Origin of the sequence: Streptomyces oceani (assembly GCF_001751245.1) — a bacterium.
Classification (GTDB): domain Bacteria; phylum Actinomycetota; class Actinomycetes; order Streptomycetales; family Streptomycetaceae; genus Streptomyces; species Streptomyces oceani.
In genome coordinates this window covers 1-967 of the sequence record NZ_LJGU01000073.1, presented here as the reverse complement: position 1 = coordinate 967, position 967 = coordinate 1, and the positions used below count along the sequence as shown (strand labels likewise).

The window sequence follows — 967 nt, the reverse complement described above, 5'->3', positions numbered from 1 at the left end:
GCGCGAGTCCGCCCCCGAGCCCTCCTGACATCCGGGCCCTCCACGCCGGCGGCCCCCTTCACGGGGTGGGGAAAACCCCCATGCCAAGACACCGAGCGGCGTCATGGCCACCCCGGCCCGTACACCGGAAGCTGGTACCAGTCGGACCGGCGAAGCCTCCCGGACGGCCAGACCTCTCGGACCGGAACAGAACGGATGACCCGGATGGGACTCACCACCAGCGCCTACGACCCGCCGCTCCCGGAGCCGGCCGGGCGCGCACGCGTCACCCGGATGCTGCTCGCCCCCGTGTCCCCGCGCACGTGGCTGGAACTGCTCCACGTCCTGACCGGCCTGCCGGTGGCCGTCGTGACCTTCTGCTTCACCGTGACCATGCTGGCCACCGGCGCCGGCCTGCTCGTCACCTTCCTCGGTGTGCCAGTGCTGGCGGCGGGGCTGGCCGGCTGCCGCGCGCTCGGCAGCATGGAACGGACACGAGCCAGGGTGTTGCTGGACTTCCACGTCGACCCGCCGGAGCCCGTACGCACCCTGCAACGCAAGCAGGGCATGCTGGCCTGGGTCGGGGCGCTGTTCCGGAGCGGCACCTCCTGGCGGAGCCTGCTGTACACGGTGCTGCACTTCCCCTGGTCGGTGGCGGCGTTCACCGTCACCGTGGCCTTCTGGTCCACGAGCTGGGCGCTGCTCACCTACCCCCTGTGGTTCTGGACCTTCCCGGACCACCTGGACCAGCCGGGCATCCAACTGAGTGGCAGGCCGGGCGACGGCTGGTATCTGGACTCGGCACCGGAGATCGCCGGCGCCTCCGCGCTGGGACTGCTCTTGGTGCTGCTGTGCCCCTGGGTGGTACGGGCCCTGACGCAGGTCGACCGGCTGATGCTGGTGGGGCTGCTCGGGCCGTCGAAGCTGGCGCACCGCGTCGCGGAGTTGGAGTCGGATCGGGGTGCGGTGGTGGACACCGCCGCCGCTG

General features: G+C 71.8%; 1 protein-coding gene. It reads left to right on the top strand.

Annotated elements, in window-relative coordinates; genetic code table 11:
* Positions 1-204: 204 nt before the first annotated feature.
* On the top strand, positions 205-967 hold a 763-nt coding region (locus AN216_RS00395; protein ID WP_420855672.1), incomplete at its 3' end, for a sensor domain-containing protein.